The organism is Vibrio sp. 2033 (genome assembly GCF_033339735.1).
Window position 1 is genome coordinate 1 of record NZ_JAWOVC010000049.1, and the last position, 7,059, is coordinate 7,059.

Consider the following 7,059-nt stretch of genomic DNA (forward strand, 5'->3'; position numbering starts at 1 on the left):
CCACCTCCGCAGCCATTTATTGGTGTGGTCTACAGAGGATTAAGTCTTTTTAGAGGGGAAAATCCCTAGAACCCCATCTCCAAACATATCAAGCGTGTCTGTATCCCACTCTATTGTAAACAAGACATTTTTATCTTTTATATTCAATGGCTTATTTTCCTGCTAATTGGTAATACCATGAAAAATACCATGCTCAGAAAAGGCTTAACAATATTTTGAAAAATTGCCTACTGAGCGCTGCCGCACAGCTCCATAGGCCGCTTTCCTGGCTTTGCTTCCAGATGTATGCTATTCTGCTCCTGCAGCTAATGGATCACCGCAAACAGGTTACTCGCCTGGGGATTCCCTTTCGACCCGAGCATCCGTATGAGACTCATGCTCGATTATTATTATTATAGAAGCCCCCATGAATAAATCGCTCATCATTTTCGGCATCGTCAACATAACCTCGGACAGTTTCTCCGATGGAGGCCGGTATCTGGCGCCAGACGCAGCCATTGCGCAGGCGCGTAAGCTGATGGCCGAGGGGGCAGATGTGATCGACCTCGGTCCGGCATCCAGCAATCCCGACGCCGCGCCTGTTTCGTCCGACACAGAAATCGCGCGTATCGCGCCGGTGCTGGACGCGCTCAAGGCAGATGGCATTCCCGTCTCGCTCGACAGTTATCAACCCGCGACGCAAGCCTATGCCTTGTCGCGTGGTGTAGCCTATCTCAATGATATTCGCGGTTTTCCAGACGCTGCGTTCTATCCGCAATTGGCGAAATCATCTGCCAAACTCGTCGTTATGCATTCGGTGCAAGACGGGCAGGCAGATCGGCGCGAGGCACCCGCTGGCGACATCATGGATCACATTGCGGCGTTCTTTGACGCGCGCATCGCGGCGCTGACGGGTGCCGGTATCAAACGCAACCGCCTTGTCCTTGATCCCGGCATGGGGTTTTTTCTGGGGGCTGCTCCCGAAACCTCGCTCTCGGTGCTGGCGCGGTTCGATGAATTGCGGCTGCGCTTCGATTTGCCGGTGCTTCTGTCTGTTTCGCGCAAATCCTTTCTGCGCGCGCTCACAGGCCGTGGTCCGGGGGATGTCGGGGCCGCGACACTCGCTGCAGAGCTTGCCGCCGCCGCAGGTGGAGCTGACTTCATCCGCACACACGAGCCGCGCCCCTTGCGCGACGGGCTGGCGGTATTGGCGGCGCTGAAAGAAACCGCAAGAATTCGTTAACTGCACATTCGGGATATTTCTCTATATTCGCGCTTCATCAGAAAACTGAAGGAACCTCCATTGAATCGAACTAATATTTTTTTTGGTGAATCGCATTCTGACTGGTTGCCTGTCAGAGGCGGAGAATCTGGTGATTTTGTTTTTCGACGTGGTGACGGGCATGCCTTCGCGAAAATCGCACCTGCTTCCTGCCGCGGTGAGCTCGCTGGAGAGCGTGACCGCCTCATTTGGCTCAAAGGTCGAGGTGTGGCTTGCCCCGAGGTGATCAACTGGCAGGAGGAACAGGAGGGTGCATGCTTGGTGATAACGGCAATTCCGGGAGTACCGGCGGCTGATCTGTCTGGAGCGGATTTGCTCAAAGCGTGGCCGTCAATGGGGCAGCAACTTGGCGCTGTTCACAGCCTATCGGTTGATCAATGTCCGTTTGAGCGCAGGCTGTCGCGAATGTTCGGACGCGCCGTTGATGTGGTGTCCCGCAATGCCGTCAATCCCGACTTCTTACCGGACGAGGACAAGAGTACGCCGCAGCTCGATCTTTTGGCTCGTGTCGAACGAGAGCTACCGGTGCGGCTCGACCAAGAGCGCACCGATATGGTTGTTTGCCATGGTGATCCCTGCATGCCGAACTTCATGGTGGACCCTAAAACTCTTCAATGCACGGGTCTGATCGACCTTGGGCGGCTCGGAACAGCAGATCGCTATGCCGATTTGGCACTCATGATTGCTAACGCCGAAGAGAACTGGGCAGCGCCAGATGAAGCAGAGCGCGCCTTCGCTGTCCTATTCAATGTATTGGGGATCGAAGCCCCCGACCGCGAACGCCTTGCCTTCTATCTGCGATTGGACCCTCTGACTTGGGGTTGATGTTCATGCCGCCTGTTTTTCCTGCTCATTGGCACGTTTCGCAACCTGTTCTCATTGCGGACACCTTTTCCAGCCTCGTTTGGAAAGTTTCATTGCCAGACGGGACTCCTGCAATCGTCAAGGGATTGAAACCTATAGAAGACATTGCTGATGAACTGCGCGGGGCCGACTATCTGGTATGGCGCAATGGGAGGGGAGCAGTCCGGTTGCTCGGTCGTGAGAACAATCTGATGTTGCTCGAATATGCCGGGGAGCGAATGCTCTCTCACATCGTTGCCGAGCACGGCGACTACCAGGCGACCGAAATTGCAGCGGAACTAATGGCGAAGCTGTATGCCGCATCTGAGGAACCCCTGCCTTCTGCCCTTCTCCCGATCCGGGATCGCTTTGCAGCTTTGTTTCAGCGGGCGCGCGATGATCAAAACGCAGGTTGTCAAACTGACTACGTCCACGCGGCGATTATAGCCGATCAAATGATGAGCAATGCCTCGGAACTGCGTGGGCTACATGGCGATCTGCATCATGAAAACATCATGTTCTCCAGTCGCGGCTGGCTGGTGATAGATCCCGTCGGTCTGGTCGGTGAAGTGGGCTTTGGCGCCGCCAATATGTTCTACGATCCGGCTGACAGAGACGACCTTTGTCTCGATCCTAGACGCATTGCACAGATGGCGGACGCATTCTCTCGTGCGCTGGACGTCGATCCGCGTCGCCTGCTCGACCAGGCGTACGCTTATGGGTGCCTTTCCGCAGCTTGGAACGCGGATGGAGAAGAGGAGCAACGCGATCTAGCTATCGCGGCCGCGATCAAGCAGGTGCGACAGACGTCATACTAGATATCAAGCGACTTCTCCTATCCCCTGGGAACACATCAATCTTACCGGAGAATATCGTTGGCCAAAGCCTTAGCGTAGGATTTCGCCCTCTCCCGCAAACGACCCCTATTTGCGGAACTGCGGGCGTGGCGCTGTTGGTGTTGACACCAAACGCAGCGCTAGATCCTGTCGGCGTCGCAGCGGGCCTGGCGGGGGCGGTTTCCATGGCGTTCGGAACCGTGCTGACCCGCAAGTGGCAACCTCCCGTGCCTCTGCTCACCTTTACCGCCTGGCAACTGGCGGCCGGAGGACTTCTGCTCGTTCCAGTAGCTTTAGTGTTTGATCCGCCAATCCCGATGCCTACAGGAACCAATGTTCTCGGCCTGGCGTGGCTCGGCCTGATCGGAGCGGGTTTAACCTACTTGCTTTGGTTCCGGGGGATCTCGCGACTCGAACCTACAGTTGTTTCCTTACTGGGCTTTCTCAGCCCGGGGACCGCCGTGTTGCTAGGATGGTTGTTCTTGGATCAGACGCTGAGTGCGCTTCAAATCATCGGCGTCCTGCTCGTGATCGGGAGTATCTGGCTGGGCCAACGTTCCAACCGCACTCCTAGGGCGCGTATAGCTTGCCGGAAGTCGCCTTGACCCGCATGGCATAGGCCTATCGTTTCCACGATCAGCGATCGGCTCGTTGCCCTGCGCCGCTCCAAAGCCCGCGACGCAGCGCCGGCAGGCAGAGCAAGTAGAGGGCAGCGCCTGCAATCCATGCCCACCCGTTCCACGTTGTTATAGAAGCCGCATAGATCGCCGTGAAGAGGAGGGGTCCGACGATCGAGGTCAGGCTGGTGAGCGCCGCCAGTGAGCCTTGCAGCTGCCCCTGACGTTCCTCATCCACCTGCCTGGACAACATTGTTTGCAGCGCCGGCATTCCGATGCCACCCGAAGCAAGCAGGACCATGATCGGGAACGCCATCCATCCCCGTGTCGCGAAGGCAAGCAGGATGTAGCCTGTGCCGTCGGCAATCATTCCGAGCATGAGTGCCCGCCTTTCGCCGAGCCGGGCGGCTACAGGGCCGGTGATCATTGCCTGGGCGAGTGAATGCAGAATGCCAAATGCGGCAAGCGAAATGCCGATCGTGGTCGCGTCCCAGTGAAAGCGATCCTCGCCGAAAATGACCCAAAGCGCGGCCGGCACCTGTCCGACAAGTTGCATGATGAAGAAGACCGCCATCAGGGCGGCGACGACGGTCATGCCCCGGGCCCACCGGAACGAAGCGAGCGGGTTGAGAGCCTCCCGGCGTAACGGCCGGCGTTCGCCTTTGTGCGACTCCGGCAAAAGGAAACAGCCCGTCAGGAAATTGAGGCCGTTCAAGGCTGCCGCGGCGAAGAACGGAGCGTGGGGGGAGAAACCGCCCATCAGCCCACCGAGCACAGGTCCCGCGACCATCCCGAACCCGAAACAGGCGCTCATGAAGCCGAAGTGCCGCGCGCGCTCATCGCCATCAGTGATATCGGCAATATAAGCGCCGGCTACCGCCCCAGTCGCCCCGGTGATGCCGGCCACGATCCGCCCGATATAGAGAACCCAAAGGAAAGGCGCTGTCGCCATGATGGCGTAGTCGACAGTGGCGCCGGCCAGCGAGACGAGCAAGATTGGCCGCCGCCCGAAACGATCCGACAGCGCGCCCAGCACAGGTGCGCAGGCAAATTGCACCAACGCATACAGCGCCAGCAGAATGCCATAGTGGGCGGTGACGTCGTTCGAGTGAACCAGATCGCGCAGGAGGCCCGGCAGCACCGGCATAATCAGGCCGATGCCGACAGCGTCGAGCGCGACAGTGCTCAGAATTACGATCAGGGGTCTGTTGGGTTTCACGTCTGGCCTCCGGACCAGCCTCCGCTGGTCCGATTGAACGCGCGGATTCTTTATCACTGATAAGTTGGTGGACATATTATGTTTATCAGTGATAAAGTGTCAAGCATGACAAAGTTGCAGCCGAATACAGTGATCCGTGCCGCCCTGGACCTGTTGAACGAGGTCGGCGTAGACGGTCTGACGACACGCAAACTGGCGGAACGGTTGGGGGTTCAGCAGCCGGCGCTTTACTGGCACTTCAGGAACAAGCGGGCGCTGCTCGACGCACTGGCCGAAGCCATGCTGGCGGAGAATCATACGCATTCGGTGCCGAGAGCCGACGACGACTGGCGCTCATTTCTGATCGGGAATGCCCGCAGCTTCAGGCAGGCGCTGCTCGCCTACCGCGATGGCGCGCGCATCCATGCCGGCACGCGACCGGGCGCACCGCAGATGGAAACGGCCGACGCGCAGCTTCGCTTCCTCTGCGAGGCGGGTTTTTCGGCCGGGGACGCCGTCAATGCGCTGATGACAATCAGCTACTTCACTGTTGGGGCCGTGCTTGAGGAGCAGGCCGGCGACAGCGATGCCGGCGAGCGCGGCGGCACCGTTGAACAGGCTCCGCTCTCGCCGCTGTTGCGGGCCGCGATAGACGCCTTCGACGAAGCCGGTCCGGACGCAGCGTTCGAGCAGGGACTCGCGGTGATTGTCGATGGATTGGCGAAAAGGAGGCTCGTTGTCAGGAACGTTGAAGGACCGAGAAAGGGTGACGATTGATCAGGACCGCTGCCGGAGCGCAACCCACTCACTACAGCAGAGCCATGTAGACAACATCCCCTCCCCCTTTCCACCGCGTCAGACGCCCGTAGCAGCCCGCTACGGGCTTTTTCATGCCCTGCCCTAGCGTCCAAGCCTCACGGCCGCGCTCGGCCTCTCTGGCGAGGCGGATGTGACGCGGGTGCGCTTCGTGAAATCAGCCCAGCGGCTCGGATTCAGCCTCGACGAGATCGCAGAGCTGCTGAGGCTGGATGACGGCACCCACTGCGAGGAAGCCAGCAGCCTGGCCGAGCACAAGCTTCAGGACGTGCGCGAAAAAATGACCGACCTGGCGCGCATGGAAACCGTGCTATCCGAACTTGTGTTCGCCTGCCATGCGCGGCAAGGGAACGTTTCTTGCCCGCTGATTGCTTCGCTGCAAGGGGAGAAAGAGCCGCGTGGTGCCGACGCGGTGTAGCCGAGGGTAGTTACGCCTTAGCGTGCTTTATTTTCCGTTTTCTGAGACGACCCCTTCATGCCGCCTGTTTTTCCTGCTCATTGGCACGTTTCGCAACCTGTTCTCATTGCGGACACCTTTTCCAGCCTCGTTTGGAAAGTTTCATTGCCAGACGGGACTCCTGCAATCGTCAAGGGATTGAAACCTATAGAAGACATTGCTGATGAACTGCGCGGGGCCGACTATCTGGTATGGCGCAATGGGAGGGGAGCAGTCCGGTTGCTCGGTCGTGAGAACAATCTGATGTTGCTCGAATATGCCGGGGAGCGAATGCTCTCTCACATCGTTGCCGAGCACGGCGACTACCAGGCGACCGAAATTGCAGCGGAACTAATGGCGAAGCTGTATGCCGCATCTGAGGAACCCCTGCCTTCTGCCCTTCTCCCGATCCGGGATCGCTTTGCAGCTTTGTTTCAGCGGGCGCGCGATGATCAAAACGCAGGTTGTCAAACTGACTACGTCCACGCGGCGATTATAGCCGATCAAATGATGAGCAATGCCTCGGAACTGCGTGGGCTACATGGCGATCTGCATCATGAAAACATCATGTTCTCCAGTCGCGGCTGGCTGGTGATAGATCCCGTCGGTCTGGTCGGTGAAGTGGGCTTTGGCGCCGCCAATATGTTCTACGATCCGGCTGACAGAGACGACCTTTGTCTCGATCCTAGACGCATTGCACAGATGGCGGACGCATTCTCTCGTGCGCTGGACGTCGATCCGCGTCGCCTGCTCGACCAGGCGTACGCTTATGGGTGCCTTTCCGCAGCTTGGAACGCGGATGGAGAAGAGGAGCAACGCGATCTAGCTATCGCGGCCGCGATCAAGCAGGTGCGACAGACGTCATACTAGATATCAAGCGACTTCTCCTATCCCCTGGGAACACATCAATCTCACCGGAGAATATCGCTGGCCAAAGCCTTAGCGTAGGATTCCGCCCCTTCCCGCAAACGACCCCAAACAGGAAACGCAGCTGAAACGGGAAGCTCAACACCCACTGACGCATGGGTTGTTCAGGCAGTACTTCATCAACC

General features: G+C 58.2%; 9 protein-coding genes. 7 read left to right on the forward strand and 2 right to left on the reverse strand.

What is annotated here, in order from left to right:
• The first annotated feature begins 406 nt into the window (after positions 1-406).
• The 4 genes from sul2 (at position 407) to R7P74_RS24065 (ending at position 3,545) form a co-directional block, all read left to right on the forward strand.
• Positions 407-1,222, forward strand: coding sequence for a sulfonamide-resistant dihydropteroate synthase Sul2 (gene sul2, locus R7P74_RS24050; protein ID WP_001043260.1), 816 nt, complete (start codon positions 407-409; stop codon positions 1,220-1,222).
• 60 nt (positions 1,223-1,282) lie between these two features.
• Complete coding sequence (aph(3'')-Ib, locus tag R7P74_RS24055) at positions 1,283-2,086, forward strand: aminoglycoside O-phosphotransferase APH(3'')-Ib (protein WP_077202330.1); 804 nt, start codon at positions 1,283-1,285, stop codon at positions 2,084-2,086.
• Complete coding sequence (locus tag R7P74_RS24060; RefSeq protein WP_000480968.1) at positions 2,086-2,922, forward strand: aminoglycoside O-phosphotransferase APH(6)-Id; 837 nt, start codon at positions 2,086-2,088, stop codon at positions 2,920-2,922. Before aph(3'')-Ib ends, R7P74_RS24060 begins: the two co-directional genes overlap by 1 nt.
• A gap of 137 nt (positions 2,923-3,059) precedes the next feature.
• Complete coding sequence (locus tag R7P74_RS24065) at positions 3,060-3,545, forward strand: DMT family transporter (RefSeq protein ID WP_114144515.1); 486 nt, start codon at positions 3,060-3,062, stop codon at positions 3,543-3,545.
• A gap of 31 nt (positions 3,546-3,576) precedes the next feature.
• Here R7P74_RS24065 and tet(A) read toward each other — a convergent pair whose 3' ends face one another.
• Positions 3,577-4,776 (reverse strand): tetracycline efflux MFS transporter Tet(A), encoded by a 1,200-nt coding sequence (tet(A), locus tag R7P74_RS24070; protein WP_001973670.1) that lies wholly within the window; start codon positions 4,774-4,776, stop codon positions 3,577-3,579.
• A gap of 105 nt (positions 4,777-4,881) precedes the next feature.
• Between tet(A) and tetR(A) the strand changes: the two genes are divergently transcribed.
• The 3 genes from tetR(A) (at position 4,882) to R7P74_RS24090 (ending at position 6,877) form a co-directional block, all read left to right on the forward strand.
• Entirely contained in the window at positions 4,882-5,532 is a 651-nt protein-coding gene (gene tetR(A) / locus R7P74_RS24075) for a tetracycline resistance transcriptional repressor TetR(A) (protein ID WP_000164043.1), read from the forward strand.
• Positions 5,533-5,713: 181 nt separating this feature from the next.
• Entirely contained in the window at positions 5,714-5,989 is a 276-nt protein-coding gene (locus tag R7P74_RS24085; RefSeq protein ID WP_001213037.1) for a MerR family DNA-binding protein, read from the forward strand.
• A gap of 57 nt (positions 5,990-6,046) precedes the next feature.
• Positions 6,047-6,877, forward strand: a complete 831-nt coding sequence (locus R7P74_RS24090) for an APH(6)-I family aminoglycoside O-phosphotransferase (protein WP_001391758.1) — start codon at positions 6,047-6,049, stop codon at positions 6,875-6,877.
• Here R7P74_RS24090 and R7P74_RS24095 read toward each other — a convergent pair.
• Positions 6,849-7,059: hypothetical protein (locus R7P74_RS24095; protein ID WP_206926156.1), on the reverse strand; the 211-nt coding region annotated here is incomplete at its 5' end. The two genes, R7P74_RS24090 and R7P74_RS24095, sit on opposite strands and share 29 nt — an antisense overlap.